The organism is Photobacterium sp. R1 (assembly GCF_054600795.1).
Genome location: NZ_BAAHZP010000008.1, coordinates 94151 through 119176 on the forward strand (window position 1 = coordinate 94151; position 25026 = coordinate 119176).

General features: G+C 51.3%; 25 protein-coding genes. 15 read left to right on the plus strand and 10 right to left on the minus strand.

All coding sequences use genetic code 11. The features are described 5' to 3' along the window. The first annotated feature begins 151 nt into the window (after positions 1 to 151). Positions 152 to 922 (plus strand): triose-phosphate isomerase, encoded by a 771-nt coding sequence (gene tpiA / locus ACYP03_RS14740; RefSeq protein ID WP_459780663.1) that lies wholly within the window; start codon positions 152 to 154, stop codon positions 920 to 922. A 120-nt stretch (positions 923 to 1042) separates the two neighbouring features. On the opposite strand, the gene pfkA is transcribed toward tpiA, so the two are convergent. Both pfkA and ACYP03_RS14750 read right to left on the minus strand, forming a co-directional pair. Beyond that, on the minus strand, positions 1043 to 2005 hold the full coding sequence (gene pfkA, locus ACYP03_RS14745) for a 6-phosphofructokinase (protein WP_248144448.1): 963 nt from the start codon (positions 2003 to 2005) through the stop codon (positions 1043 to 1045). A 466-nt stretch (positions 2006 to 2471) separates the two neighbouring features. After that, positions 2472 to 2951 carry a CpxP family protein gene (locus tag ACYP03_RS14750; protein ID WP_459780665.1) on the minus strand — a complete coding sequence of 160 codons (480 nt, stop codon included), beginning with the start codon at positions 2949 to 2951 and terminating at the stop codon, positions 2472 to 2474. 185 nt (positions 2952 to 3136) lie between these two features. Here ACYP03_RS14750 and ACYP03_RS14755 point away from each other — a divergent pair, with 185 nt between their 5' ends. The 3 genes from ACYP03_RS14755 to trmL all read left to right on the plus strand — a co-directional run bounded on the left by ACYP03_RS14755 (position 3137) and on the right by trmL (position 5813). Next, positions 3137 to 3826 carry a response regulator gene (locus tag ACYP03_RS14755; protein WP_330961368.1) on the plus strand — a complete coding sequence of 230 codons (690 nt, stop codon included), beginning with the start codon at positions 3137 to 3139 and terminating at the stop codon, positions 3824 to 3826. Further along, complete coding sequence (gene cpxA, locus ACYP03_RS14760) at positions 3823 to 5220, plus strand: envelope stress sensor histidine kinase CpxA (protein WP_459780667.1); 1398 nt, start codon at positions 3823 to 3825, stop codon at positions 5218 to 5220. Before ACYP03_RS14755 ends, cpxA begins: the two co-directional genes overlap by 4 nt. Positions 5221 to 5348: 128 nt before the next feature. Then, a complete protein-coding gene (gene trmL, locus ACYP03_RS14765; protein WP_459780669.1) occupies positions 5349 to 5813 on the plus strand; it encodes a tRNA (uridine(34)/cytosine(34)/5-carboxymethylaminomethyluridine(34)-2'-O)-methyltransferase TrmL in 465 nt (154 codons plus the stop codon). Between the two features lie 61 nt (positions 5814 to 5874). Here the strand turns inward: trmL and cysE are convergent, their stop codons facing one another. From cysE to ACYP03_RS14785, 4 genes are all read right to left on the minus strand, one after another. Continuing rightward, positions 5875 to 6732, minus strand: a complete 858-nt coding sequence (cysE, locus tag ACYP03_RS14770) for a serine O-acetyltransferase (protein WP_371929365.1) — start codon at positions 6730 to 6732, stop codon at positions 5875 to 5877. Between the two features lie 131 nt (positions 6733 to 6863). Further along, positions 6864 to 7880: an NAD(P)H-dependent glycerol-3-phosphate dehydrogenase gene (gene gpsA / locus ACYP03_RS14775; protein ID WP_248144453.1), complete on the minus strand. Its 1017-nt coding sequence runs from the start codon at positions 7878 to 7880 to the stop codon at positions 6864 to 6866. Between the two features lie 13 nt (positions 7881 to 7893). After that, positions 7894 to 8364 carry a protein-export chaperone SecB gene (gene secB, locus ACYP03_RS14780; protein WP_248144454.1) on the minus strand — a complete coding sequence of 157 codons (471 nt, stop codon included), beginning with the start codon at positions 8362 to 8364 and terminating at the stop codon, positions 7894 to 7896. Between the two features lie 115 nt (positions 8365 to 8479). Then, positions 8480 to 8914, minus strand: coding sequence for a rhodanese-like domain-containing protein (locus ACYP03_RS14785; protein WP_248144455.1), 435 nt, complete (start codon positions 8912 to 8914; stop codon positions 8480 to 8482). Positions 8915 to 9341: 427 nt separating this feature from the next. On the opposite strand from ACYP03_RS14785, the gene gpmM reads away from it, so the two are divergent. From gpmM to ACYP03_RS14800, 3 genes are read left to right on the plus strand one after another with little or no spacing between them, the layout of a single operon-like run. Further along, complete coding sequence (gene gpmM / locus ACYP03_RS14790; RefSeq protein WP_459780672.1) at positions 9342 to 10880, plus strand: 2,3-bisphosphoglycerate-independent phosphoglycerate mutase; 1539 nt, start codon at positions 9342 to 9344, stop codon at positions 10878 to 10880. 8 nt (positions 10881 to 10888) lie between these two features. Next, positions 10889 to 12055 carry a peptidoglycan DD-metalloendopeptidase family protein gene (locus ACYP03_RS14795; RefSeq protein WP_459780674.1) on the plus strand — a complete coding sequence of 389 codons (1167 nt, stop codon included), beginning with the start codon at positions 10889 to 10891 and terminating at the stop codon, positions 12053 to 12055. 55 nt (positions 12056 to 12110) lie between these two features. Then, positions 12111 to 12830 (plus strand): divergent polysaccharide deacetylase family protein, encoded by a 720-nt coding sequence (locus ACYP03_RS14800; RefSeq protein WP_459780675.1) that lies wholly within the window; start codon positions 12111 to 12113, stop codon positions 12828 to 12830. 60 nt (positions 12831 to 12890) lie between these two features. On the opposite strand, the gene tdh is transcribed toward ACYP03_RS14800, so the two are convergent. The 3 genes from tdh to ACYP03_RS14815 all read right to left on the minus strand — a co-directional run bounded on the left by tdh (position 12891) and on the right by ACYP03_RS14815 (position 15956). Continuing rightward, positions 12891 to 13922, minus strand: coding sequence for an L-threonine 3-dehydrogenase (gene tdh, locus ACYP03_RS14805; RefSeq protein ID WP_459780676.1), 1032 nt, complete (start codon positions 13920 to 13922; stop codon positions 12891 to 12893). 62 nt (positions 13923 to 13984) lie between these two features. Then, entirely contained in the window at positions 13985 to 15178 is a 1194-nt protein-coding gene (locus tag ACYP03_RS14810) for a glycine C-acetyltransferase (RefSeq protein WP_248144460.1), read from the minus strand. 130 nt (positions 15179 to 15308) lie between these two features. Continuing rightward, positions 15309 to 15956 carry a TetR/AcrR family transcriptional regulator gene (locus tag ACYP03_RS14815; protein ID WP_459780678.1) on the minus strand — a complete coding sequence of 216 codons (648 nt, stop codon included), beginning with the start codon at positions 15954 to 15956 and terminating at the stop codon, positions 15309 to 15311. Between the two features lie 186 nt (positions 15957 to 16142). On the opposite strand from ACYP03_RS14815, the gene rfaD reads away from it, so the two are divergent. The 8 genes from rfaD (at position 16143) to waaA (ending at position 24284) form a co-directional block, all read left to right on the plus strand. Next, positions 16143 to 17087, plus strand: coding sequence for an ADP-glyceromanno-heptose 6-epimerase (gene rfaD, locus ACYP03_RS14820; RefSeq protein WP_330961374.1), 945 nt, complete (start codon positions 16143 to 16145; stop codon positions 17085 to 17087). Between the two features lie 79 nt (positions 17088 to 17166). Further along, positions 17167 to 17889 carry a glycosyltransferase family 25 protein gene (locus tag ACYP03_RS14825; protein ID WP_330961375.1) on the plus strand — a complete coding sequence of 241 codons (723 nt, stop codon included), beginning with the start codon at positions 17167 to 17169 and terminating at the stop codon, positions 17887 to 17889. A 152-nt stretch (positions 17890 to 18041) separates the two neighbouring features. Further along, entirely contained in the window at positions 18042 to 19268 is a 1227-nt protein-coding gene (locus tag ACYP03_RS14830) for an O-antigen ligase family protein (RefSeq protein ID WP_459780680.1), read from the plus strand. Continuing rightward, positions 19261 to 19941 (plus strand): glycosyltransferase, encoded by a 681-nt coding sequence (locus tag ACYP03_RS14835; RefSeq protein ID WP_330961377.1) that lies wholly within the window; start codon positions 19261 to 19263, stop codon positions 19939 to 19941. Before ACYP03_RS14830 ends, ACYP03_RS14835 begins: the two co-directional genes overlap by 8 nt. Positions 19942 to 20001: 60 nt before the next feature. Next, on the plus strand, positions 20002 to 20967 hold the full coding sequence (lpxM, locus tag ACYP03_RS14840) for a lauroyl-Kdo(2)-lipid IV(A) myristoyltransferase (RefSeq protein WP_459780682.1): 966 nt from the start codon (positions 20002 to 20004) through the stop codon (positions 20965 to 20967). A 20-nt stretch (positions 20968 to 20987) separates the two neighbouring features. Continuing rightward, entirely contained in the window at positions 20988 to 22016 is a 1029-nt protein-coding gene (gene waaF, locus ACYP03_RS14845; RefSeq protein WP_459780684.1) for a lipopolysaccharide heptosyltransferase II, read from the plus strand. A 16-nt stretch (positions 22017 to 22032) separates the two neighbouring features. Further along, a complete protein-coding gene (locus ACYP03_RS14850; RefSeq protein ID WP_248144467.1) occupies positions 22033 to 23001 on the plus strand; it encodes a glycosyl transferase family 90 in 969 nt (322 codons plus the stop codon). Between the two features lie 8 nt (positions 23002 to 23009). Continuing rightward, positions 23010 to 24284 carry a lipid IV(A) 3-deoxy-D-manno-octulosonic acid transferase gene (gene waaA / locus ACYP03_RS14855; RefSeq protein WP_459780686.1) on the plus strand — a complete coding sequence of 425 codons (1275 nt, stop codon included), beginning with the start codon at positions 23010 to 23012 and terminating at the stop codon, positions 24282 to 24284. A 23-nt stretch (positions 24285 to 24307) separates the two neighbouring features. Here waaA and ACYP03_RS14860 read toward each other — a convergent pair whose 3' ends face one another. Then, positions 24308 to 25009 carry a 3-deoxy-D-manno-octulosonic acid kinase gene (locus ACYP03_RS14860; RefSeq protein WP_330961382.1) on the minus strand — a complete coding sequence of 234 codons (702 nt, stop codon included), beginning with the start codon at positions 25007 to 25009 and terminating at the stop codon, positions 24308 to 24310. Positions 25010 to 25026: the final 17 nt, after the last annotated feature.

The window sequence follows — 25026 nt, forward strand, 5'->3', positions numbered from 1 at the left end:
TACGTCTATCCGACGTATACTGAGGACGTTTTTGCCATCGGCATCAGGACGTCCCTGACAGGCAGACTACACTGAACACACTGCTGAGCACGGTAGTGGTGTGCTCAGTTTAGTCTGACTTTAGAAATCACATAGATATGGAGAAAATCGTATGCGTCATCCTGTAGTTATGGGTAACTGGAAACTAAACGGCAGCAAAGAGATGGTCACCAACCTGCTGACAGGTCTGGATGCCGCGCTGGCTGGCGTTGAGGGAGTTGACGTGGCCGTGGCGCCACCTGTGATGTATCTGGATCTGGCAGAGCGTCTGATCAGCCAGGGCAAGAGCAAAATCATTCTGGGTGCTCAAAATGTTGATGTGAACGCCAGCGGCGCTTTCACCGGCGATATCTCTCCGGAAATGCTGAAAGATTTCGGTGCCAGCCACATCATCATCGGCCACTCTGAGCGTCGTGAATACCACAACGAATCTGATGAGTTTGTTGCGAAGAAATTCGCTTTCCTGAAAGAGCACGGCCTGACACCTGTCCTGTGTATCGGTGAGTCCGAAGCGCAAAACGAAGCCGGTGAAACCGTTGCCGTTTGTGCCCGCCAGCTGGATGCAGTGATCAAAACTCAGGGCGTTGAAGCGCTGAACGGTGCCATCATCGCTTACGAACCAATCTGGGCGATCGGTACAGGTAAAGCTGCAACAGCACAACAAGCACAGGAAATCCACGCAGCGATCCGTGCGCACATCGCTTCTTTCAGCGAAGACGTCGCGAAGCACGTTGTGATCCAGTACGGTGGTTCAGTGAAAGCTGGCAATGCTGCTGAGCTGTTCGCGATGCCAGACATCGACGGTGCTCTGGTTGGCGGCGCAGCGCTGGATGCAGAAGGTTTTGCTGCAATTGCAAAAGCAGCTGCTGAAGCGAAGAAATAAGACATCTGCCATCAGGTGCGGCCGTTGCTGCATCTGATGTCACAGCCTTTCGTAAGGCTGCGAATACAAAAAAGCCGACTTCAAGTCGGCTTTTTTTAGTTCAGCTTCAGTTCTGTGGTATCAGAACAACTTGTCTGCAACCGCATACAGATCTTTGCGGACCGGACGCTTCATGTTCTCGATCGCATCGATAATATCGTGGTGCACCAGCTTCTCGTTCTGAACACCCACGCAACGACCACCCTCGCCCTGAATCAGCAGATCCACCGCGTAAGCACCCATGCGCGAAGCCAAAATCCGGTCAAATGCCGTTGGCTGACCACCACGCTGGATGTGACCCAGAACCGTCGCGCGGGTTTCGCGGCCGGTTTCAGATTCAATGTACTTCGCCAGTTGATTCACATCGGTCATCAGCTCGGTAATCGCAACAATCGCGTGCTTCTTCCCTTTGTAGATGCCTTCTTTAATCTTGGCCAGCAGTTCTTCTTTGTGCAGACCGGTTTCCGGTGTAATGATGTATTCACAGCCACCGGCAATCGACGCCATCAGTGTCAGGTCGCCACAGTGGCGGCCCATCACTTCCACAATAGAAATACGCTGATGAGAAGACGATGTGTCACGCAGACGGTCAATCGCATCAATCACAGTATTCAGCGCGGTCATGAAGCCAATGGTGTAATCCGTACCCGCGACATCATTGTCAATGGTGCCTGGCAGACCAATACATGGGTAACCCATTTCGGTCAGTTTCTTCGCCCCCATGTAAGAACCGTCACCGCCGATCACCACCAGCGCATCAATGCCATGAACTTTCAGGTTCTCGATCGCCTGAGCCCGGACCTTCTCGTCACGGAACTCAGGGAAGCGTGCAGACCCAAGGAAGGTACCACCCCTGTTGATCACGTCAGATACACTGGAACGGCTCAGCTTTTCGATACGGTTCTGGTGCAAGCCCTGATAACCGTCGTATACACCGTAGACTTCCAGACCTTCCGATAAACCGGCACGCACTACACCGCGAATCGCTGCGTTCATACCTGGGGCGTCACCGCCACTGGTCAAAACACCAATCTTTTTAATCATGGTTACCCTCTGACTTTGGGAAATGAAAAATCCTTTCCTGCACGAGCTGGCCTTAGTCACCGACTCCGCCACGCACCCTCTGGGCTACGGCTCGCGTAAACTGTAACTTTCCTACTAATGTAGGAGTATTACAATTTAGAAAAATGATGTATTGATTCATATCACGTTAACTTGCCATGCGCCGAGAGACTTTTCCGCAGACTGGAATCCATCGTTCATTTTGTACGGGAAGACGCAGCCAAGCTTTATGCCACTAAGTATATCCTCAGTTTGCAATCTCAGCCGCTCCGTCACCGGATTCCCTGAAAATGGCTGTTTTCAGCCACATGGCCAGATAAATCTTATCCGCAGTATAGCGGTTTTATGATGAAATTTAATAACAAAATTGACAAGTTCAGCATGGAATGACAACAAAAAAAGCCACAACATAAAGTTGTGGCTGCTGCTTCATTCAATAAAAACAGAATTATTCACCGCTTTTTTCTTTCCATTTCGCCATGCATTCTACTTGTCTCTCAGCCTGTAATTTCTTGTACTGAGTTTTTTGTTCCGGCGTCAGAATATTCAGCATGTCATGACGTTTCTTCATCATGGCCACCCGGCGATCAATCTGCTGATCCGACATTTGTTTCGCCAGTTCCCGTACGGCATTTTCATCAAAATTATCTGCCAGCATCAGTGCCTGCATTTTGTCGTGGTTTGCCTGCATTGCCTCACGGCCCTGCATCATCTGCTCACGCATGGTATCTCTGTTACTCTCACGTAAGCTGCGCATCTTTTCTTTCTGGGCATCAGTCAGATCAAGCGAACGGAAAATACCGTGATCTGCGCGCGGACCTCCGCAATCATCACGGTCTCCGTGATGACCTTTGTGATTATCAGCCATCGCATACACAGACCCCAGCATCAAAGGCATTGCAAGGACAATCGCGACACTACGTTTCATTGTTTTGCTCATCTTGTTCATCATTTGTCTCACTCTGTTGGTCTCTGTTACCGCTGAGTCTACGCCTCATCAGGTAAAGGGTTGTCGTGAAAACGTAAAGCTGGGTAAAGCATTGTTATCCTGCTTGGCCTGCATACGGCCATAAGAGATACTTAAATTTATAGTGAACTGACACGAAGATTGGTATGGCAAATATACTTTTAGTCGATGACGACAACGAATTGACAGCACTGCTCAGCGACATTCTTCAGCTGGAGGGATTCTCTGTCCGGATCGCTCATAATGGCGAGCAGGGCCTGCAGATGGCTGACGACGATACCGATCTGATCCTGCTTGATGTCATGATGCCGGCAATGAACGGCATTGAAATGCTGCGAAAACTCCGTGAAACCCGCAGCACCCCGGTGCTCATGCTGACAGCGAAAGGCGAAGAGATTGACCGGGTGTTAGGATTAGAGCTGGGTGCAGACGACTATCTGCCCAAACCATTCAGTGACCGCGAGCTGCTGGCAAGGATGCGTGCAATCCTACGCCGCGCCCGTCTGGTACAGGACACCCCACCGGAATCCGACTGTATCACTTATCTCGACCTGACCATTTTTCCCGGCCGCCAGGAAGTAACCTGTAACGGTGAACTGGTAGAAATGACGGCGACCGAGCTTGCCCTGCTAAGCCACCTGATCCGCCACCCGGGCACGGTTGTGACCAAACATACACTCAGTCTGGAAGTTCTGGGCAAACGCCTGGCCCCCTTTGACCGTGCTATTGATATGCATGTATCGAATCTGCGCAAAAAGCTGCCGCCAAGAGAAGACGGTAAACCACGGATCAAAACTCTGCGCGGCAAGGGTTACCTCTTCGTGGAGGCCGGATGAAGCTGCCGGTACTCAACCGGCTGTCCAGCCGGATCTTCGCGATTTTCTGGCTGACCTTGATGTTGGTAGTCCTGGTGCTGTTGTTATTGCCCCACCTGGATCCCAGGGCGCAGCACACCATTCCCCGACCGGAACTGGATCGCTATCAGGCAGCGGCTGAACGAATATCCGAACGCCTGAGCCGTCGGTCGGGTCGTCTGGAAGAAAAGCTGCTGCCGCTGGCCGATCCGAAACGCCACAAAGGCATGCAACTCTATTTCACCAGTCTCGAAGGCGAACTGCTGACTCCGCATGAGCGGACCAAAGCCCTGCGCAACTTCATCACCAGTGCCGACAGTCCGGATAACCCAAGACAGAAACTCTATGGTCGCTGGATGGTTGCCGGGCCATTTCTGGTCGGCGATCAGAGACAGAACGCACTGATGTATGTCGGTCGGGTGACTCACCGCCCACCGCCGTTTTTCCTGCGCATTCTCGACCAGCCGTTTCATCTGTTACTGCTGACAATGCTGGTCAGCACTCCGTTATTGCTGTGGTTAGCCTGGGCGCTGAGCCGCCCGGCCCGAAAGCTCCAGCATGCCGCGCAACGTGTTGCCAGCGGACAGTTCACGCAGGACCCGACACTGGAAACCTCCGGGCCGCAGGAATTTCGTCAGGCCGGGGCCAGCTTTAACCAGATGGTGAGTTCAGTGAACCAGATGATCAATGGTCAGCAGCGGCTGCTGTCAGACATCTCCCACGAACTGCGCTCGCCGCTGACCCGGCTTCGGATGGCCACGGCGCTGGCCCAGCGCAAACAAGGCAGCAGTCCGGAGCTCGACCGGATTGACACCGAAGCCGAACGACTCGAAGCCATGATCGCCAAGCTGCTGGAACTGTCACGCATGCAGATCCATGGTCAGGAAGCCCGGGAACAGAGTGATGCAATCAGCCTGTGGCAAGACATGCTGGATGATGCTGAGTTCGAAGCCAGTCAGCACCAGAAATCGCTGACCTGTGGTCCTCTGCTGCCCTGGCCGCTGACCGGAAATGCCGAACTGCTGATCAGTGCGCTGGAGAATGTGGTCCGAAATGCCATCTACTATGGCAAAGACCGGGTCGACGTCCAGTTCAGTGCCAATGACCACAACCTGACCATCACCGTTGATGACAACGGCAGCGGGGTGCCGGATGAAGAGTTAAAAGATATCTTTCGGCCTTTTTACCGGGTATCTACAGCCAGAGATCGTCACAGCGGCGGTACCGGGCTCGGACTGGCTATCACGGAAAATGCCATCCGCCAGCACAATGGCAGCATCACGGCCAGTCGCAGCCCGCTGGGCGGCCTGAAGGTCACACTGATCCTGCCGCTAGCTCCCCATGGGCAACCACAGGTTTCCCCTGAACCCGCATAATCACAGACGGCCTCCCCCTGAAACAATCCGGGGGCGGCCTTTCCAATCGTCACGCCACTGATTACCAGACTGGTTTGCCCGCCTCCAGACAGGCTACAATAACGCTTTTGCCGTTGTGAAGTCTGAGCATGTTTGATATCGCCCTGTACGAACCTGAAATTGCGCCCAATACGGGCAACATTATCCGCCTGTGTGCCAATTGCGGCGCAAACCTGCATCTGATTGAGCCGCTGGGATTTGATCTGGAAGAGAAAAAACTGCGCCGTGCCGGACTGGATTACCGCGATCTGACCCATGTCCATCGCCACGCAAATTTCGGAGCCTTTCTGACGGCGACTGCCGGACGACGCCTGTTTGCCTGTACAACCAAGGCAACCCAGTACCACACACAAGCCCGTTTTCAGGAAGGGGATATTCTGTTGTTTGGCCCGGAAACCCGGGGCCTGCCCATGACAGTCATTGAAAGCTTACCCATGGAACAACGCCTGCGCATTCCCATGCATCCGGAAAGCCGCAGTCTGAACCTGTCCAATGCCGCGGCCATTATTGCGTATGAAGCCTGGCGCCAGTTTGATTTTGCCGGAGCCAGATAACCCCGGCTGAGAACACGAAAGGGGCCTTCTGGCCCCTTTCCGCTCTGGTGATGACATTATCTCAGATGCCATCACCGGCAATGAAAGTCTGATACACACCGTTGAACTGCTGATCCATATCCATGGATGGCTTATCCGAGCTCGGGCGACCGACAATTTTCGCGGGAACCCCGGCAACCGTCGTATGTGCCGGCACCGGCGACAGCACAACTGAACCGGAGCCAATCTTGGCACCTTCACCGACCTCGATATTGCCCAAGACTTTCGCACCGGCCCCGATCATGACCCCTTCACGGATTTTCGGGTGACGATCGCCACATTCCTTACCCGTACCACCCAGAGTCACATCCTGCAGAATCGAAACATCATTTTCGATCACGGCCGTTTCACCAATCACAATACCTGTGGCATGGTCAAACATGATCCCCTGTCCAATCCGGGCCGCCGGATGAACATCCACCTGACAGCTGACGGAAATCTGATTCTGGAGATAAACCGCCAGCGCTTCCCGGTTCTGCTTCCACAGCCAGTTGGCCACCCGATAGCCCTGCAAGGCGTGGTAGCCCTTCAGATACAGTAAGGGGACAGAGAACTTATTGATCGCCGGGTCCCGTTCCACGACGGCCCGGATATCACAGGCGGCGGACTCTGTAATCATCCGGTCTGCTGCATACGCTTCTTCAATCACCTCACGCACAGCCATCGCAGGCATCGACGGCGTCGCCAGCTTATTGGCCAGAATATAACTGAGCGCGGCCCCCAGATTATCGTGTTTGATAATCGTGGCATGGTAAAAGCTAGCCAGCATCGGTTCCTGTTCCGTCAGCACGATGGCTTCCTGCTTGATAGTTTTCCAGACGGCTTTCTGTTGACACTCCCTCACGTCGTCCCCTGTATATCCTTCATGTGTATGCACCATTTTACTGCCTCCGTCCAATGTCCGGCTGATTGACAGTGAGTATGGGTATAACTTTAAACTTCTCAGCAAAAAAAACAACGCGGGCTTTCTTGCCCGCGCTGTTTCATTTTCATTCAATTACCTGGAGGACGTTATTCGTCTTTCTTCGCCCTGGCCAACAGATCCCTGGCGGCTTCCCGGGCATCTTTGCCCTGATAAAGCACCTGATAAATCTGTTCGGTAATCGGCATGTCCACACCATAGCGCTGCGCAAGTACCCAGACTTCCTTGGTGTTGCGGTATCCTTCCACCACCTGGCCGATATTCTGCTGTGCTTCATCCACAGCCTTGCCCTGACCCAGCGCCAGACCAAAACGACGGTTCCGGGACTGGTTATCGGTGCAGGTCAGCACTAAATCGCCCAGTCCGGCCATTCCCATAAAGGTTTCCGGCTGTGCACCCAGCGCTGCCCCAAGGCGACACATTTCTGCCAGTCCCCGGGTGATCAGTGCAGTTCGGGCGTTCGCTCCGTAGCCGATGCCATCAGACATCCCTGCGCCAATCGCAATCACGTTCTTCACTGCGCCGCCAAGCTGCATACCGATAAAATCGCTGTTGCTGTAAACCCGAAAGCTTTTATCACAGTGGATTTTATCCTGCAGATCCTTCACGAAACCGGAATCCGGAGAGGAAACAGAAATTGCAGTCGGCAGGCCAGCAGCCAGTTCTTTCGCAAACGTCGGTCCGGACAAAACAGCCAGCGGGATGTTGTCACCCAGAATTTCATGGGCGACGTCCTGCAGCAAACGGCCAGTCTCCGGCTCCAGACCTTTGGTGGCCCAGCAGATCCGGGAGTCATCGCGCAGGAATGGCTTCATCTGTTTCAGCACATCCGCAAAAGCATGGCTCGGCACCACCAGCAGTAAATCCCGGCTGGCTTTCACCGCAGCTTCCAGGTCGGCAGTCAGAATCAACGACTCTGGAAAAGCCACACCCGGCAAAAAAGCCTCGTTGGCCCGGTCGGTTTCCAGCTGTGCGATATGGACCGGATTGTGGCCCCACAAAATCACATTGGCACCATTCCGGGCCAGTGAAATCGCCAGTGAGGTGCCGTAAGAACCGGCACCCAGGACTGACATCGAAATTGCGTTTTCAGTGGTTGAAGTCATGCGTTCCCGCCAATCAGGCTTCAGAGCTTTCCTGGTTACCTTCAGCCTGACTTTGCAGGTAATTCATAAACAGCGCGTCAAAGTTGACCGGTGCCAGGTTCAGTTGCGGGAAAGTCCCTTTCACGACCAGGCTGGAGATCGTTTCACGCGCGTACGGGAACAGGATGTTCGGACAGAAGGCGCCCAGGCAATGTGCCAGCTGAGGAGCTTCCATACCTGAAACAGAGAAAATACCACCCTGCTGCACTTCACACAGGAAAGCAGAGTCCGCGTCATTGTTCACAGTCACGGTCAGACGCAGAACGACTTCATAAACGCCTTCTGCCAGCTCACGGCTTTGCGTATCCAGATCCAGCTTCACTTCCGGGTTCCATTCTTTCTGGAACATTTCCGGAGAGTTCGGAGCTTCGAAAGAGACATCTTTCAGGAAAATGCGTTGGATTTGGAAGTTCTGTTGCGCTTCGTGGTTCGCTGCTTCAGCCATGATATTGTCCTTTTTCTGAGGATTTCGCGCTTGGAAATCTGTCATTGTGCCGGGAGCCGCCCGGCCTGAATAAAAATGGCAGCCGGATCATCCGGCTCCCCGAGAGTTCAAAACTTTACTTCTTTCCTGTCACCAGAGGCATGTTGGCCTCGTTCCAGGAAATCAAACCGTCTTTCAGCAGTTTCACATTGCTGAAACCCGCTTTATGTAACAGGTTGGCACTTTCCTGCGCCGTCTGACCTGTTTTGCACACCACAATGATGGGGGCTGACTTATACTTTTCAAGCGGTCCCAGGTTCTGGGCTTTGATTTCGCTTGGCAAAATGTGAAGTGCACCAGCAATATGGCCACGCTGAAACTCATCTTTGTTTCGAATGTCGACAAAAATGCCGTCTTCACGATTGACCATCACTGTCGCCTGGTTCGGGGTGACCACGGTATAACCCGCTGTTTTCTGCTTCACCATTGAAGAGATCAGGGCCACAACCAGACCAACCCAGACCAGAGACAACATCGGATTACTCGTAACAAACTCTATGAATTGCTGCATGATTTTCGCTCTATCCACCTTCACCGACTGTCCGGAAAACGGCCAGCGGCAAGATTCAACCAAAATTAAGGAAACTGAGTATACCTCCGGCCGAAATGAAGTACACCCGCCCGCCGCATTTACGCGTCACGACTCACTGCTTTCTGTATCGTCATCCCGGTGTCGCAAGGCCATACCTATCGCTGGAATAGTAAAAAACGCAGGCTGTGCTCTTACACCAGAGGACCAAATTGAATATATTTTATGTCGTAAAGATAACAAACCATTTACAGCGATGTTTGATCTGAACTACAAAATGTCGGTTCTTTTGTAGTAAAATTACCGACCTGACTCCTTACCTGAGCGCCCTGGTAGACGGACAACACCGGTTGTTGAGGTAATTGGTCTACATTTTTCAGATTGTTCATATTAATGGAGAGGACAGCATATGTCTGCTAAGAAGCCACTGGCTCTGGTAATTCTCGACGGTTGGGGTTATCGCGAAGATACAGCCAACAACGCGATCGCCAACGCCAATACCCCGGTTCTGGATAACCTGATGGCAAACGAAGCCAACACGTTAATTTCTGCCTCAGGTCTGGACGTCGGCCTGCCGGATGGTCAGATGGGGAACTCAGAAGTCGGCCACACCAATATCGGCGCCGGCCGTGTGGTGTATCAGGATCTGACCCGGATTGCCAAAGCGATCTCCGACGGTGAATTCCAGGACAACCCAAACCTGGTCAAAGCGATGGACAGCGCAATTTCTGCCGGAAAAGCTGTTCACATCATGGGTCTGATGTCACCGGGCGGTGTTCACAGCCATGAAGATCACATTGAAGCCGCTGTGAAAATGGCCGCTGAGCGTGGTGCCGAGCACATCTATCTGCATTGCTTCCTGGATGGCCGTGATACGCCGCCACGCAGTGCACAGGCTTCGCTGGAGCGCTTTGATGCCCTGTTTGCTCAACTGGGCAAAGGCCGCACCGCCTCTCTGGTTGGCCGTTATTACGCGATGGACCGGGACAACAACTGGGAACGCGTTGAATCCGCTTACAATCTGCTGACTGCAGCCAAAGGTGACTTTACCGCAGTTTCTGCAGTGGAAGGCCTGCAGGCAGCTTATGCCCGCGAAGAAAACGATGAATTCGTGAAAGCGACCGTACTTCGTGCGGAAGGCCAGCCGGATGCTGCGATGCAAGATGGCGATGCCTTGATTTTCATGAACTTCCGTGCCGACCGTGCCCGTCAGATCACCCGTGCTTTCCTGCCGGAGTTCACTGGCTTTGCCCGTCAGCAGTTCCCTGCATTGCACTTCGTCATGCTGACCCAATATGCGGCAGACATTAACCTGCCTTCAGCTTTCCCGCCGGAAAGCCTGGAAAACACGCTGGGTGAGTGGCTGGCGAAGCAGGGCAAGACACAACTGCGTATTTCTGAAACTGAGAAATATGCGCACGTCACCTTCTTCTTCAATGGCGGTGTAGAAAACGAGTTTGACGGTGAATCTCGCGCGCTGGTCGCCTCACCAAAAGTTGCAACTTACGACCTGCAACCTGAAATGAGCGCACCTGAGCTGACCGACAAACTGGTTGCTGCGATCAAAGGCGGCGAGTTCGACATGATCATCTGTAACTACCCGAATGGTGACATGGTTGGTCACACCGGCGTCTACGATGCCGCAGTGAAAGCCTGTGAGGCCATTGATGAAAGCATCGGCCGCGTCGTTGAAGCAATTCGCGAAGCCGGCGGTCAGTTGCTGATCACTGCCGACCACGGGAATGCAGAAATGATGATCAACCCGGAAACCGGCGGCGTGCACACAGCACACACCAACCTGCCTGTGCCGTTGATTTACGTCGGTGACAAAGCAATTACCCTGAAAGAAGGCGGCAAGTTGTCAGATCTGGCACCAACTATGCTGTCCTTGACCGGGCTTCAAATCCCGTCAGAGATGACTGGTCAGGTGCTGTACGATCTGAAATAATCCCAGACATGCGGGCATTATTTTATCGTACCTACTGTACTCTGCGCGCCAGTGCCTTCGGCACTGGCGCTTTGTTATGTCTGGCGTTTAACACTTCTGTGCTGGCTGATAATCAAAATCAGCTGCAAGGCATGAAACAGGAAATCGCCCGTCAGCAACAGCAGCTGAGCCAAAAAAAACAGCAGCTGAATGAAGTACAGAAAAATCTGAAACAGCAGGAACTGGCGATTGCCAGAGCTGCCGGAAACATTCATCAGGCGGAGCAGAAAGTCGACACGCTGACCCGCTCCATCGACCAGCTGGAAAAAGAACAACAAGCCCTGCTTCAGCGCCAGATCGGCCAGCGGGAACAACTGAAAGCCCTTATTACCAGCCACTATAAACTGGGGAAGTCCTCGCCGCTGGCCAACTTGCTGGGCGAAAATGACGCATCACAGATGGAGCGTATGGCTGAATATGCTGCCCGTCTGAGTCAGGCACGCAGCCGGGCTCTGGATGAACTGGCCGCAACGGATACCGAGCTCCAGCTCAAGAAACATCAGCTCACGGAACAACGCAATACCCAGCAAACCCTGCTCAGTCAGCTGAAAAAAGACCGCGCATCGCTGCTCAGCAGTCAGCAGGCCCGTAAGGGGACCGTGAGGCAACTGCAAGGACAGCTCAGTGCTGATAAACGTTATCTGACCGAGCTGAAAGACAATGAAACACGTCTGGTCAGTGAAATCGTCAAAGCCAGAAAAGCTGCAGAAGAAGCTGCGCGTCGCGCCCGGGTCAGTATGAATGGCCTGAACACATTTAAAGGCAAACTGCCCTGGCCGGTGAAAGGTAATGTGGTTCACAGCTACGGCAGTCCGCTCAAAGGCGAGCTGCGATGGAAAGGCATGGTGATCAGCAAATCCATCGGCAGTGAGGTAAAAGCGGTACACGACGGAAAAATCGTCTTTGCCGACTGGTTGCGCGGCTACGGTCTGATGGTGGCCATTGACCATGGACACGGCGATATGACGTTTTACGGCTATAACCAGACAGTGCTGAAAAAGGTCGGCGATACCGTCCGGGCCAATGAAGCCATTGCACTGGTCGGTGACAGTGGCGGACAGGAAGCGCCGGGACTCTATTTTGAAATCCGGCGAAAAGGAACGCCCACCAACCCGCGTCCCTGGCTGATCCGGTAATTTCAGAGAGGCCACTGACGTCGTTTATTCCACGAAGAGGACAAGGATGGTTCACATGAAGTGGTTTGTTCGTTTCAGTCTGATCTGGCTGCTGATACTGCCCGGCGGAGTTCAGGCAGCCAGACTGGCCATTGTGATTGATGACCTCGGTTATCAGCTCATGCCCTCTCCTCTGTCTGCCCTGCCGCCGCAAATCAGCGTGTCTGTGTTGCCGGACACGCCCTTTGACCAGCAAACGGCCCGTCAGGCGCAACAGGAACAAAGGGATGTCTTGCTCCACATGCCAATGCAGCCCAGCCGCACGGCACCGCTCGAACTGACAACACTGACCGCCGCGATGAAAAAGGATGAGCTGCAGACCAGACTGCGTCATGCGCTGACCCGGGTGCCCGGTGCGATTGGAATGAACAATCATATGGGCAGTTTGCTGACTGAAAATCCGACAGCCATGCGCTGGGTGATGGAAGTGCTCAGACAGCAACACCTGGGATTTCTCGACAGCCGGACCACGCCCAAATCGGTGGCTGAACACCAGGCGCAGGCCGCTCATATCCCGGCGCTTCGCCGTCATGTTTTCATTGATCATATCCCGACAGAAGACTTCATCCGCCGTCAGCTCAGACGCGCCATCCAGCAAGCCCAGAAACAGGGCGCCGTCATTGCCATCGGACATCCTCACCCGGTGACCTTAGCAACCATTACAGCCATGCTGCCGGAAATGCAGCAAGAGGTCACTCTGGTCCGTTTATCGGAACTCTTTACGCCAGCCGGATAACAGGCACAAAAAAAGCGGCGTGCCTGCGCACACCGCTTCTTCAGCATTCCGAACTCAGGGTTAGTCCCAGCTCAGAATCACTTTACCTGACTGGCCGGAACGCATCACATCGAAGCCTTTCTGGAAATCATCCACACTGTAGTGGTGAGTAATGATTGGCGTCAGATCCAAACCAGACTGGATCAGGCTGGCCATCTTATACCAGGTCTCAAACATTTCACGGCCGTAGATGCCTTTGATCACCAAGCCTTTGAAGATGACCTGAGTCCAGTCAATCCCCATGTTTGATGGCGGAATACCCAGCATCGCAATCTTACCGCCGTGGTTCATGCTCGACAGCATGCTGTTAAAGGCGGCAGGTACGCCAGACATTTCCAGACCGACATCGAAACCTTCTGTCATGCCCAGTTCGGCTATCACATCTTCCAGCTTCTGCTCAGCCACATTCACCGCACGGGTCACGCCCATTTTGCGTGCCAGCTCCAGACGGTATTCGTTAACATCGGTAATCACTACGTGACGGGCACCGACGTGCTTCGCCACTGCAGCAGCCATGATCCCAATCGGGCCGGCGCCGGTGATCAGCACATCTTCACCTACCAGGTCGAAAGACAGCGCCGTGTGCACTGCATTACCAAACGGGTCGAAGATGGATGCCAGATCGTCGGAAATATTATCCGGGATCTTAAACGCGTTAAACGCCGGGATTACCAGATACTCGGCAAAAGCACCTTCACGGTTCACGCCCACACCGATGGTGTTACGGCACAGGTGTGTCCGGCCGCCACGACAGTTACGGCAGTGACCGCAGGTAATGTGGCCTTCGCCGGAAACGCGATCACCAATTTCAAAACCGCGGACTTCCTGGCCAATGGCCACAACTTCGCCCACATATTCATGGCCGACCACCATCGGAACAGGAATCGTATTCTGGGACCACTCATCCCAGTTGTAGATATGAACGTCAGTACCACAGATTGCAGTTTTTCTGATTTTGATCAGCAGGTCATTATGGCCAATTTCAGGCTTTTCGACCTCGGTCATCCAGATGCCTTCTTCGGGCTTCAGTTTGGAAAGTGCTTTAATTTTCATCTTGCTATCCACTCGATGCTCAGAGGCGTACCCTCACGCCTCTGCCGCAAAATCATTGTTGTTCAGATAATTTCCATATCTTGGCCGATACGGATAAAGACATCAATTGCGCGATCCAGCTGCTCTGTGCTGTGAGCCGCTGACATTTGCGTCCGGATGCGCGCCTGGCCTTTCGGTACCACAGGGTAAGAGAAGCCCACCACGTAAATGCCTTCTTTCAGTGCGCGCTCAGCAAACTCTGCCGCCAGCTTGGCATCGCCCAGCATAATCGGGATGATTGCATGATCAGCGCCTGCCAGCGTAAAACCAGCTTCTGACATACGGCGACGGAAATGCTCAGCATTTTTCCATAGCTGGGCACGTAAATCACTGCTTTCAGCCAGCAGATCCAGCACCCGAATCGAAGCCGATACAATCGCTGGTGCCAGGGAGTTTGAGAACAGATATGGACGTGAGCGCTGACGCAGCCAGTCAATCACTTCTTTCTTACCTGCGGTATAACCACCGGACGCTCCGCCCAGCGCTTTACCCAGCGTTCCGGTGATAATATCAATGCGGTCAATCACATCATGATATTCGTGCGTACCACGACCGTTATCACCCATGAAACCCACGGCATGGGAATCATCAACCATCACCAAGGCATCATATTTATCGGCCAGATCGCAGATTGCAGGCAGGTTTGCCACCACACCGTCCATTGAGAAGACACCGTCGGTCACAATCAGTTTATGACGTACGCCGGCTTCATTTGCAGCAATCAGCTGTTGCTCCAGCTCTGCCATATCGTTATTGCCGTAGCGGAAACGCTTCGCTTTACACAGACGAACACCGTCAATAATCGACGCGTGGTTCAGCGCATCTGAAATAATGGCGTCTTCAGGGCCCAGAATGGTCTCAAACAGACCGGCATTTGCATCAAAACAAGAAGAGTAAAGAATGGTGTCTTCCGTGCCTAAGAAGGCTGACAACTTACTCTCCAGCTCTTTATGTGCGTCCTGCGTACCACAGATAAAACGCACTGAAGCCATACCAAAACCGTGCTCATCCATGCCTTGTTTGGCAGCCTCAATCAACGCCGGGTGGTTCGCCAGACCCAGATAGTTGTTGGCACAGAAGTTCAATACGTGATCACCTGAGGTGATCTCAATATCGGCTTGCTGTGCTGAAGTGATCACACGCTCGCTTTTGTATAATCCTTCCGCTTTCACTTCCTGAATTTGATCGGCGATCTGTTGATAAAAGGCAGCTGACATTTTGCTCTCCAAACTTGTAAAGGCGTTTTTGCCAATTTCGACGAACAACATACTAAAAATTTAGCCGTTAATCGCTACAATGTTACAAAGTTATCCAAATTTTAAGAGCTAAACTCTGTATCGTCGACAACTATGAAACATCCCGTCTTACTTGATCACAATAATGTGATTCAAGTTGGAGAACGACTTCCCGTCCCTGAGTACTGGTCAGAGGTCTTATAATACTGAGAATCTGCAGCACCCCCTGATAGATAACAGTCTTGGTGATTTTGGCCTGTGGCGCTTGAGCTGTCTGATAACAAATCCAGGTGCTTGCCACCAGTTTGAGGGTGTTGGCCAGACTTTGCAGTTCCTCATCATCCAGCGTAACCAGACCCAAGGTCCGGAAATGACGCATCACCACCATAATGTCCTGATGGAGATTCTCCTGCGCCTGCAGATACTTATGCTGCAATCCCGGGTCCCGGCTCAGGATATCCGGCAAATTGGCGTAGAAAAACCTGTACCGCCACATCAGCATAAAGACCGCATCCAGGTATTGCAGCAGACTGTCCGAGGACAGCGCAGCCTCTTCCCGGGGCTGAAAACGAACACGCAACTCCTGGGCGTATTCATCAAAAATACTGTGTATAATCTCTTCCTTATTTCGGAAGTGGTAATACAGATTGCCGGGGCTGATGCCCATATGTGCCGCAATGTGGTTGGTGGTGATATTCGGTTCACCATTTTCATTAAAAAGTTCCAATGCGGCATGGATAATTTTATCGCGGGTTTTCATAGGCCTCTCACTTGCATCACCCTTGGCAGTCATGGTTTGTTAACGTTGTGGGGTCAAAATCAAGATCAACAAACCCCGATGATGTTATCATATCTATTGACGAATTATTGACGCGGTGGTGCGGTTCCTCTGCTATGTTGCAGAGCTCTGACCACTGAGTTTATCTGACAGAAAACTGGAAGTGCCATGATTATAGTGACTGGTGGCGCCGGCATGATCGGCAGCAACATTGTAAAAGCGCTCAACGAGCAAGGCTATCGTGACATTCTTGTCGTCGACAACCTCAAAGACGGAACTAAATTTGCGAACCTGGTGGATTTAGATATTGCCGACTACATGGACAAAGAAGACTTCATCACGCAAATCATGGCCGGTGATGAGTTCGGTCCGATTGAAGCCGTTTTCCACGAAGGTGCCTGCTCAGCCACCACCGAGTGGGACGGCAAATACATGATGCTCAACAACTACGAGTATTCCAAAGAGTTGCTGCACTACTGTCTGGAGCGCGAGATTCCGTTCCTGTACGCGTCTTCTGCAGCCACCTATGGCGGCCGTGACCGTGATTTCATTGAAGAAAAAAATTACGAAGGTGCCCTGAACGTTTACGGTTATTCCAAGCAGCTGTTTGACAACTATGTCCGCCGTCTGTGGCAGGATGCCGAGGCCCATGGTGAAACTCTTTCGCAAATTACCGGCTTCCGTTATTTCAACGTCTATGGCCCGCGTGAGCAGCACAAAGGCAGCATGGCATCCGTTGCGTTCCACCTGAATGAGCAACTGTCAAAAGGCGAAAGTCCTAAACTGTTTGAAGGTTCTGAAACCTTCAAGCGTGACTTCGTTTATGTCGGCGACGTCTGCAAAATGAACCTGTGGTTCTGGCAAAACGGTGTGTCCGGTATTTACAACTGTGGTACCGGCCGTGCGGAAAGCTTCCAGGCCGTCGCGGATGCAGTCATCAAACACCACGGCAAGGGTAACGTTGAAACTGTGCCTTTCCCGGGACACCTGAAAGGCCGCTACCAGACATATACTCAGGCAGATCTTTCGAAAGTCCGGGCAGCCGGCTATCAGGAAGAATTCAAGACCGTCGCTGAAGGCGTAGCCGAGTATATGGCGATTCTGAATCGTTAGACAATTATGTATTAATGAATGGCACATAATTCCATATGAAGATGTGCCGCTATTTCGCAGAGAAAAATGATTGATGACTATGAAAACTTATGTTGTCAGCTTGAAACGTTCAACTGAACGCCGTGCGCATATGCAAGCCCTTTTAACTCATGCTGGAATTTCTTTTGAGTTCTTTGATGCTATTGATGGTACAGAGGCACTACATTTCCTTCACTGTGACAAAGCGGCTCCTGAGCTAACATTTAAGCGAAAAGGCTATCATCTTATTCCTGCAGAAATCGCCTGCTATGCCAGTCACTTCGCATTGTGGGAAAAGTGTGTCGAGTTGAATGAACCGATTGTTATTCTGGAAGATAACGTCAAATTACTCACTGAAGATCTCCATTCATTGCTCAAAGATCTTAGCCATCGTGTTGAGCAGTGTGGATATATCAAGATGTCGGCACATCAGCCCAATCAATATAAAGCTGCGTTCAAGATCGAGGGAATATATTCTCTGGGTTTTTACTGCAAGGGAACCTGTGGTACCAGCGCGTATATTATCTCTCCACAAGCCGCCAAACAGTTTATCCTGCACGCTCAATATTTTATTGAGCCAGTCGACGACTATATGGAAAAGCCTTGGCGGCATGGCGTAAAAGCATATCATGTGTTTCCTTCTGCCTTCGAACGTTCACAAACAAAAACTGTCATAGGCACAAGACGAAAACAGAAACAGCCTGTGGGACCGTCCCACAAATTATACATTGAAGGTTTCAGGGCTTATGAAACCCTGATGAGAAAGCTGACCAAAGTTATCTGAAAATCGGCCTGGCACCTGACATACAAAAACTAGAGCACCCCGAAATGCAACTTGACGCACGATTAAAAAGACTCCTGGATTCAAAAGGCTTTTGCCTGGCGATGTTGTGCTGTGTGATTGGCTATATCCTGTTCAAACGCTCATACCGGGATGTGGGTGATATCTTCCAGACTGTATTCATACTGGCTTCAATTGCTGCACTGTATGTTGAAAGGAAACAATTTTGGAAAGATAAAATATTGTGGGCTCTGCTTTTCGCAATCCTTGTTCAGCTTCTCAGTTGGGTCAACTCCCGAATTGATATTCCTGAGCTTGCCAATGCGACCCCCCATATTGGCGCATTGACGGATTTGTTCTTCTTTATTTTTATGGCTTACTGGCTCAAAGGCTCACTGAATAATGTGTACCTGGCCTGGTGGTCAATGTGTCTGGGAATTCTGCTGGCGTTTTACAGCCACTCTGACGTCATCCAGCAGATAGAAATGGGCTTAAAAGGGATAAGAATTGATTTCAACATCATTAATGCACAATATCCTGCCATGTACAGTGGTGTCGGCTTTCTGTTGTCTTCATTTTTCCTGATGAAGTACGGTTGCCTGAGCATCAAAGCAAGAGGGTACAAAAATATCGTGCTGTTCATCTCATCCCTGTTATTGTTTGGCGCTTTTGCTTTTGTGGTTATTACTACACAATCCCGTCAGGTCTGGGTCGCATTGCTTGCTGCCTATGTCATAGGTATCTTCCTTTATGCCATATTGCACAAAGAAAAGCTCAATAAGCTGATTCTGGCAGGTTCATTTTCTCTGCTGGGTTTTGCCTTTTTTACATACGCAAGTGTACCCCTAGTTCATGACAGGGTACAAAAAGAAATGGGGACAGCCACTTCAATTATCACCAATGGAGATATGTCACAAATTCCATTTGACAGTGCCGGTACCCGCCTCCACTTATGGTATGAGGCCTTAAAGTGGATCAAGGAAAGGCCTATTCTGGGCAGTGGTTACAACAGTAGAGCAAAAGTAATCCAGCATGCGGAACACTTCCCTGCGTATATCAAACTATACTATACGCACCTGCACAGCTCCCATGTTGAGTTGCTTGTATCCTATGGCATTGTTGGCCTGCTTCTCATGTATTTTGTCTTTGCTTGGGTTGTTCGTGCTGCCATGTGTGCTCCGGAAAAACGAGGTGTCAATGAAGTATTACTGATTTCCCTCATGTTCACGGTGTACTGGCTGACCGTGAATCTGTTTGAATCATTCTTCTTTTCCAATAATGGCCAATGGATACATAACGTGATGCTGGGGAGTTGTTATACCTTCTTCCTCACTCATCAACTCAGAGGCTCCCGCTCCAAAGAACTAACTGCGAATGATTAAGAAAATTCATGCCATTTGGCTGGGCAAAAAAATGCCGCCGCTTGCATTTGTCTGTATTGATGACTGGCAAAAACAAGGATACAACTTCACGCTTTGGACCGATGAACATCCCCTGATTCAGCAGTGGATTTCAGCATGTCCTTTTGCCAAAACATGCCATGACAAAGGGCTGTTTGCTTTTGTTACCGATTACCTGCGATTAAAAATCCTTCAGCATGAAGGCGGTCTGTATCTGGACGTTGATGTCACAATCCAGCAGGATCCCTTCCCGCTCTTTGAAAACTGCAAGTTTTCGGTCGGCTACGAATCAGCAACCTTGCTGGGAACTGCTTCAATCTATGCAGAACCCGATTCAGTGATCCTGAATCAACTTGTGCAGTTCTACGAAAAAGATATTCACCAGTCCCCGCTTTATATGGGACCTGAGATTATGACAGACTTTCTGTTAAATCAGGAACTAAGACAATCAGAAAACTGTCAGCTTTATCCGATCGAATATTTCTACAATTATCAGGGCGAGCCGATGCACTTCGACAAGCCGAGTAACGCATATCTGACACACTGGTTCCAGCACAGCTGGAAAAAGTCAAAAGGACTGATCTTCCTGAAATCCAAACACATGGGTTTATGGGGGAAGTTTTATGTCTGGCAGAAATATTTCTTCAGAAAATAATGTTAGTGAGTCCCGTAACTTTCAAGTGAAGACATTCACAGTAACAAGAGAGATTATCTTTTGACTACCGTCCAAAACCGGGTATCACAGGATGAACTAACCCCTGGCTACCACCCCACTTTCCAGTGGTCATTTCTGCATCCCCGGCACTGGGGAACTTGGATCAGTATTTTCTTACTAAGTCTGTTTGCACAGCTTCCATGGCGAATCAGAGATCCAATCGCTGGTTTTATTGGACTACATCTTGGTCGCAGAGTGAAGAAAGCGCGTCATCGTGCACGTGTCAATCTGACCCTCTGCTTTCCGGAAATGACGACTGAAGAACGCGAAACAAAGATCGATAAGATGTACTCTGTTGCTTCTCAGGTCATCCTGGCCATGGGAGAGCTACTTTTTAGAAGCAGGGAACACTTACAGAAACGCACTCAGGTTTTTGGTCAGGAGCACCTGGACAAAGAAATCGCAGCCAACAAACCAGTGATCATTTTAGTTCCACATTGCTGGGCAATTGATTTTCCGGCTATCTACTGGGCCTCTCTGGGTCTGCCCGTTGCAGCACTTATGAAACCACAGCACCGACAGCCCGTTTTTGATTGGCTGATCAGTTGCCAGCGATTGCAATACGGCGGAATTTGTTATGCTCGTAACGGAGGGCTAAAACCTTACATCCGTGCAATCAGATCTGGGTTTCTGGGCTACTACTTACCGGATGAAGATTTCGGACCGGAGCAAAGCCAGTTCACTGATTTCTTTGCAACCAAAAAAGCAACGTTCTCTGGTTTAGGCAAAATCGCAAAACTGACAAACGCATCTGTAATACCGATGATCCCGGTATACAATACAGAAAATGGTAAATTCGAAATTCACATTTCCCCGGTACTTAATCCATTACCGGGACCGGATACCCAGCACGATGCAAATCTGCTGGCTGAAGCTTTGGAAAAAATGGTCGCCCCTTATCAAGAGCAGTATATGTGGAATCTGCAACTGCTGAAAACCCGACCGGATGGCAGCAAACCCTACTGAAAGAAAAAGTGCAGCGTCATATGAAAATTTTAATAATCGGCCCGTCTTGGGTCGGCGATATGGTGATGTCACAATGCCTGTACATCAGCCTGAAACAACGCCATCCAGATGCTGACATTGATGTCCTGGCACCTGCATGGTGCCGGCCAATTCTGGAACGGATGCCAGAAGTAAACCGTGCCATTGATATGCCCATCGGCCACGGCGCGTTTAACCTGAAAGGGCGGTATCGTATTGGGAAATCCCTTCGCGAAGCCAGCTATGATCAGGCATTTATTATGCCGAACTCAGCCAAATCAGCCCTGATTCCGTTGTTTGCCAAAATTCCGGTCCGGACCGGCTGGAAAGGAGAAAGTCGTTACGGACTGCTCACAGACCTGCGCAGCAATAAACGTGAGTTTGGTCTGGTGATTGAGCGCTATAGTGCGCTGGCTTACCCTAAGAATGAAATGACCAGCAGCGCAGCCCTGCCGCCATTACCCAGACCGGCCCTGACCATTGACCCAAACAAGCAGTCAGCAGCCATCTCACGCCTGGCGCTTTCTCAGGATCGTCCGGTGATCGGTCTGTGCCCCGGTGCTGAATTCGGCCCGGCGAAACGCTGGCCGGAAGCTTATTTCACACAGGTTGCTCAACGCATGATTGAGCAGGGCCAACAAGTCTGGCTGTTTGGTTCAGCCAAAGATCAACCGGTCACTTCAGCGATCAGAAACGGGTTGCCTGATGACCTACAACAACACTGCCATGACCTAGCCGGACAAACCAGTCTGATTGAAGCCGTGGATCTGCTGGCTCTCTGCCATACAGTCGTCAGTAATGATTCCGGTCTGATGCATGTGGCCGCAGCGGTCGGCTGTAAAGTCGTGGCAATCTATGGCTCAACCTCACCGGACTATACCCCGCCGTTGGCGGAAGAAGTCTCCATTGTCCACACTGACATTGAATGCCGGCCCTGCTTTAAGCGAGAGTGTCCTTACGGTCATCTGAAATGCCTGAAAGAACTGCCTGCAGAGCGTGTGATTCAAGCTATCAATGATTTGGCCGAATAACGCTGGAGCAATAACGTTGATACGATTACACAACAGGCAAAAGAACAGCAAATTTTCTTTTTACAGCAAAAATGCCCTGCGTTCCCTGACGCCAAAATTGTTTTACCAGCGCCGGCTCAGGTACCTGCTGAATACCCTGGATCAGTATGACAGAAATTACATCGCATCCCGGGTCGATTATTACCTGAAACATACGCATGCATTCACCCTGCCGAACGAAAAATCTGTAGCGATTCGGAATTACCGGAAAAAGGGGCAAAGTGCGTATTTCTATGATCTCAAAGAGTACCTGAATTACTTTGACCATAATTTCAAAGTAGCTTACCGATTCGGTGATGATACCCATATTGAACCATACCCTTTTCTGGTCAAAGCCAGACCGGTTCACGGTGACAATGACAACGCAGTGCTGTTCAAACTCAATAAAGTCAGGCACTTCAATTTCATTCATGACAGCAAAAGTTTCCGAGAGAAGAAGGACATGCTGGTTTGGCGAGGGGCAGCTCACCAAGAGCACCGTAAGCAGATGGTTCGGTCGTGCTATAACCTGCCTCACGGTGACATCGGACAGGTGAATGAAAACGAAGGCCAGGTACCTTGGCTGAAAGGATTTCTGAGCATTGACGAGCAGCTCGACTACAAATTCATTCTTTGTATTGAAGGCAAGGACGTCGCCACCAACCTGAAATGGGCTATGTCTTCCAACTCACTGTGCATGATGCCAAAACCAAAATATGAAACCTGGTTTATGGAAGGAACTCTGAAGGCTGGCGTTCATTATGTCGAGCTGAAGGATGATTGCTCAGATATCGAAGAGAAAGTGCAATACTACAGCCAGCACCCGGAAGCGGCTGAAGCAATCATTGCCAACGCACATGAGCATGTTCATCAGTTCTGTCATCCCCAACGGGAGAAACTGATTGGTTTACTGGTTCTGAAAAAATACTTTGAACTGTCCGGGCAGTGGCAGTCCCGCCACGAATGAGAGGATTAATGCTGCGTTTTCTATACACCTGTTTATTAACACTGGTTGCCCCCGTACTGTTGCTCTCTCTCTATAAAAAGCGTCCCGGTGTCCCGCCTGTCGGCAAACGGTGGAAAGAACATTTTGGGTTCAGTCCCAGAGTCCAGGGCCACCAGCCTTTGTGGATCCATGCCGTTTCAGTCGGTGAAACACTGGCTGTCACCCCGCTCATCAAAGTGCTAAAAGCCCGTTATCCAACATTGCCGATTTTGCTGACCACCACGACAGCCACTGGAGCTGAACAGGCAGCCAGACTTGGCGAGTTGGTTGAACATCGTTACATGCCACTGGATTTTCCCTGGGCGTTACGTCTTTTTCTGAAAAAACAGCAACCGCGTGCCCTGTGTATCATGGAAACCGAACTCTGGCCCAACACTCTTGCAGCGGCCAGGCAGGCAGGTCTACCTGTGACTGTCCTGAACGCCCGCCTGTCGGAACGTTCCTGCCAGCGCTATGCGAAGGTACAGCCACTGTTTCACCTGCTGGCCAATCATCTCGATCGGGTTCTCTGCCAGCACCGTGACGACGCCGACCGCTTCATCCGGCTCGGTGTCCCTTCGCAAGCCGTACAGATCACTGGCTCCATCAAGTTTGACATTTCTCTCCCTGAAGGGTTGATACAAGCCAGCACAGCACTGAGAGAAGAGCTGGGCAGCCAGCGTCCGGTCTGGATTGCAGCCAGCACCCACGCCGGTGAAGACGAACAAGTGCTGGAAGCCCATCGTCAGGTTCTGGCATCTCATCCGGATACCCTGCTGATTTTGGTTCCCCGGCATCCGGAACGTTTTGATGCGGTCCATGCCTTGTGCCTGCAGCACGGATTTACCACCGCCCGCCGAACACAACCGGAAACACTACTCGCAGAGCAACAAATCTATCTGGCCGATACCATGGGAGAAATGATGCTGCTGCTGGGAGCCTGTGATCTGGCGTTTGTCGGCGGCAGCCTGATTGGGGACAAAGTCGGCGGTCATAACCTGCTGGAACCGGCCGCTCTGGCGAAACCGATCCTCACCGGACCCAGTTATTACAATTTTACCGACATTACGACCCAGCTGTTGAATGCAGGCGGAGCTGAAGTTATTGACGATAGCAAAGGTTTAGCCGAAACCGTTACACGACTGCTGGAAAGCCCGGAGACACAGTCTCAAATGGGGCAAGCTGCGCTGGCAGTCGTGAACGCCAATCAGGGTGCTATTGAACGTACCCTGACCGCACTGACAGCCAGTATCTCTGCAAGATAAATCCGGCTGCTGGAGTAATCCGATTACCCACCGTAGCCAACAAGCAGTTGCTGCCAGTCTGATGCCTGCCATTGAATGCCCGCCTTATCGACTTCTTTCACAAAAGAGCGATGCAGGCGGGACAAATTTGCGGCTTTCCAGTGCTCACCATCTGTCAGGCTACATTTATCAAAGTCGATCAGCCAGATTCGCTCTTCGCGATCAAGCAAAATATTATGCGCATTTAAATCGGTATGATTGACCTGACTGTCATGCATCTTGCGGATCATCGCGCCCACAGCCTGCCACTGTAATTCGGACAGTGGTCCTTGCTGCAGCCTATCTACCAAATCAGTGGCATCCGGCACTTTTTCGGTGAGTAAATCTGCGCGATAGAACAAACCGGTTTTACATACTCTGGCAGCGACCGGACGCGGTACCCGTACCCCTTTCGCCACCAGATGCTGCAATAATGCAAATTCCGCCATACTCCGGCAGGATGCCCAGTCAGAAAACCGGTACTGATCTTTCACCAGTTTCCCGAACAGACCGCCGCGATAATAATGGCGCAAAGCCATGTCGACTTCCTGTCCCCGGACAAACCAGGTCGTCCCCCGTCCGCGGGCACTCCCTGTCACAGCCTGCTGTCTCTGCCAGAAATCCGGTTCAAAGCACTGCCAGGGATCTTCTGCCAGCAAAACCGGGTCAAACATCACCCGACAGTTATCCTGCTCCCGTATTTCCATGAACCTGTATCCCAAAC

What these genes read in the sequence shown, in the direction of transcription:
- ACYP03_RS14795 (WP_459780674.1), top strand. Translation starts at nt 10,889, where the DNA reads ATGCGGGCATTATTTTATCGTACCTACTGTACTCTGCGCGCCAGTGCC.
- tdh (WP_459780676.1), bottom strand. Translation starts at nt 13,922, where the DNA reads ATGAAAATTAAAGCACTTTCCAAACTGAAGCCCGAAGAAGGCATCTGG.
- waaA (WP_459780686.1), top strand. Translation starts at nt 23,010, where the DNA reads ATGCTGCGTTTTCTATACACCTGTTTATTAACACTGGTTGCCCCCGTA.
- ACYP03_RS14750 (WP_459780665.1), bottom strand. Translation starts at nt 2,951, where the DNA reads ATGAAACGTAGTGTCGCGATTGTCCTTGCAATGCCTTTGATGCTGGGG.
- cysE (WP_371929365.1), bottom strand. Translation starts at nt 6,732, where the DNA reads ATGGTGCATACACATGAAGGATATACAGGGGACGACGTGAGGGAGTGT.
- gpmM (WP_459780672.1), top strand. Translation starts at nt 9,342, where the DNA reads ATGTCTGCTAAGAAGCCACTGGCTCTGGTAATTCTCGACGGTTGGGGT.
- rfaD (WP_330961374.1), top strand. Translation starts at nt 16,143, where the DNA reads ATGATTATAGTGACTGGTGGCGCCGGCATGATCGGCAGCAACATTGTA.
- gpsA (WP_248144453.1), bottom strand. Translation starts at nt 7,880, where the DNA reads ATGACTTCAACCACTGAAAACGCAATTTCGATGTCAGTCCTGGGTGCC.
- ACYP03_RS14815 (WP_459780678.1), bottom strand. Translation starts at nt 15,956, where the DNA reads ATGAAAACCCGCGATAAAATTATCCATGCCGCATTGGAACTTTTTAAT.
- ACYP03_RS14810 (WP_248144460.1), bottom strand. Translation starts at nt 15,178, where the DNA reads ATGTCAGCTGCCTTTTATCAACAGATCGCCGATCAAATTCAGGAAGTG.
- ACYP03_RS14755 (WP_330961368.1), top strand. Translation starts at nt 3,137, where the DNA reads ATGGCAAATATACTTTTAGTCGATGACGACAACGAATTGACAGCACTG.
- ACYP03_RS14860 (WP_330961382.1), bottom strand. Translation starts at nt 25,009, where the DNA reads ATGGAAATACGGGAGCAGGATAACTGTCGGGTGATGTTTGACCCGGTT.
- tpiA (WP_459780663.1), top strand. Translation starts at nt 152, where the DNA reads ATGCGTCATCCTGTAGTTATGGGTAACTGGAAACTAAACGGCAGCAAA.
- trmL (WP_459780669.1), top strand. Translation starts at nt 5,349, where the DNA reads ATGTTTGATATCGCCCTGTACGAACCTGAAATTGCGCCCAATACGGGC.
- cpxA (WP_459780667.1), top strand. Translation starts at nt 3,823, where the DNA reads ATGAAGCTGCCGGTACTCAACCGGCTGTCCAGCCGGATCTTCGCGATT.
- ACYP03_RS14835 (WP_330961377.1), top strand. Translation starts at nt 19,261, where the DNA reads ATGATTAAGAAAATTCATGCCATTTGGCTGGGCAAAAAAATGCCGCCG.
- waaF (WP_459780684.1), top strand. Translation starts at nt 20,988, where the DNA reads ATGAAAATTTTAATAATCGGCCCGTCTTGGGTCGGCGATATGGTGATG.
- ACYP03_RS14785 (WP_248144455.1), bottom strand. Translation starts at nt 8,914, where the DNA reads ATGCAGCAATTCATAGAGTTTGTTACGAGTAATCCGATGTTGTCTCTG.
- ACYP03_RS14825 (WP_330961375.1), top strand. Translation starts at nt 17,167, where the DNA reads ATGAAAACTTATGTTGTCAGCTTGAAACGTTCAACTGAACGCCGTGCG.
- secB (WP_248144454.1), bottom strand. Translation starts at nt 8,364, where the DNA reads ATGGCTGAAGCAGCGAACCACGAAGCGCAACAGAACTTCCAAATCCAA.
- pfkA (WP_248144448.1), bottom strand. Translation starts at nt 2,005, where the DNA reads ATGATTAAAAAGATTGGTGTTTTGACCAGTGGCGGTGACGCCCCAGGT.
- ACYP03_RS14800 (WP_459780675.1), top strand. Translation starts at nt 12,111, where the DNA reads ATGAAGTGGTTTGTTCGTTTCAGTCTGATCTGGCTGCTGATACTGCCC.